At 74.5% G+C, this 1559-nt stretch carries 2 protein-coding genes; both read right to left on the bottom strand.

Going from position 1 to position 1559, the window contains the following annotated elements; translation table 11 throughout:
* Positions 1–167 precede the first annotated feature (167 nt).
* Positions 168–1205 carry a ketoacyl-ACP synthase III gene (locus tag VGR37_04255; protein ID HEV2146607.1) on the bottom strand — a complete coding sequence of 346 codons (1038 nt, stop codon included), beginning with the start codon at positions 1203–1205 and terminating at the stop codon, positions 168–170.
* Between the two features lie 35 nt (positions 1206–1240).
* Positions 1241–1559, bottom strand: a 319-nt coding sequence (locus tag VGR37_04250; protein HEV2146606.1) for a substrate-binding domain-containing protein, incomplete at its 5' end; no start/stop codon positions are given.

The following is a 1559-nucleotide window of genomic DNA, read 5'->3' as shown; positions in this document are numbered from 1 at the left end:
GCCGGTGTCCGGACGCGACCAGCGCCGCCGCGAAGCGGCGGGCGGCCTCGCCCCACTCCCGCCAGGAGACCGCCTCGTCGCGCGCGGCGCCGCCGGCGGCCAGGACGCGGAACGCGGTCCGGTCGCCGTAGCGCTCCACGCGCTCCCGGAACAGGGAAACCGCGGTCTCAGACATGGCCCCTCCCGTCGTCCGTCCCGCCGGGGTGTCCGTTGCGCGCCCAGCGGAGCGCCACGCACCCCATCGAAAGCCCCGCCCCCGACCCGGTGAGCACCACCAGGTCGCCGGGGTGGAGGCGTCCGGCGCGCGCCGCGTCGTCCAGCGCCATGGGGAGGCAGGCGGAGCCGGTGTACCCCCACTTCCCCATCACCGTGTGCGCCTTGTCCATGGGCTCTCCCAGCCGGTCCATCACGACCTCGATTGTGGAGCGGTTCACCTGCGTCCAGAGCCAGAGGTCCACGTCCTCCACGCGCTCGCCGATGCGGCCGAGCACGGAGCGGACGATCCGCGGCCACCCCTCCTCGTTGACCTCCTTGGGGTACTTGCGGACGAAGCGGAGCCGGTTGCGGTAGCCGTCGCGCAGCACCTCGTCCGTGACCGGCTCCGCCGTCCCCCCCGCGAAGACGCCCATGCCGTCGGCGAGCGTCCCGTCCGCGAAGAGCTCCGAGGCCAGGATCCCGGGCTCGTCCGAGGCTTCCAGCACGACCGCGCCCGCGCCGTCCGCGAAGATGGTGGCCGTCTTCTTGTCCCCGTAGTCCAGGAAGCGGGACATGGCGTAGACCGCCACCACCAGCACGCGCCGGTAGCGCTCGTCCGCCCGCAGGTACTTCCACGCGACGTCGAGCGCCGTCGCGAACCCGGCGCATGCGCTGTTCACGTCGAAGGTCCCCGTGCGCCCCGCCATCCCCAGCCGCCCGTGCAGCACCGACGAGGTGGCGGGCGAGACGTACTCCGGGGTGTCGGTGGAGACGATCAGCAGGTCCACGTCCTCCGGCCCGACCCCGGCGTCCGCCAGCGCCCGCCGCGCGGCCTGCTCCGCCAGGTCGGCGGTGGACTCGCCGGGCGCGCAGACGTGCCGCTCCTCGATCCCCAGCGTGCCGCGGACGAAGGGGTCCACGTCCTCCCCCAGCATGCGCGACAGGTCCGCGTTGGTGAGGACGCGCTCGGGGACGAAGGAGCCGGTGCCGGTGATGACCGCGTGGCGCATGGGGGCGAGGAGTGCGTGAGTGCGAAGTGCGGAAGTCAGGCAGGGGTGCCGGTGTCGGCTGTCCCCTGCGGTTCGGCGGTGGTCCCCCTCGCCACCAGGCGCACGGGGAGCGGCTTTCCGGGCCTCGCCTCCGGCTTCCCCTCGATCAGGCGGAGGAGGAGGCGGGCGGCGCGGGCGCCCAGCTCGCGGGCGGGGACGGCCACGGTGGTCAGCTCCGGGGTGACGACGCGGGCCATCTCGATGTCGTCGCACCCCACGATGGACATCGCCCGGGGGACCGGAACCCCGGCGGCGGCGCAGCCCTTCAGGGCGCCCAGCGCCGCCAGGTCGTTGGCGCAGAACACCGCCGTGGGG

The sequence above is a fragment of the Longimicrobiaceae bacterium genome (assembly GCA_035936415.1).
GTDB lineage: Bacteria > Gemmatimonadota > Gemmatimonadetes > Longimicrobiales > Longimicrobiaceae > JAFAYN01.
This window is presented reverse-complemented; position numbering and strand designations above follow the sequence as displayed.

Bases quoted from the DNA above. Each gene is read 5' to 3' on its own strand.
- VGR37_04255 (HEV2146607.1), bottom strand. From the start codon at position 1,205: ATGCGCCACGCGGTCATCACCGGCACCGGCTCCTTCGTCCCCGAGCGC.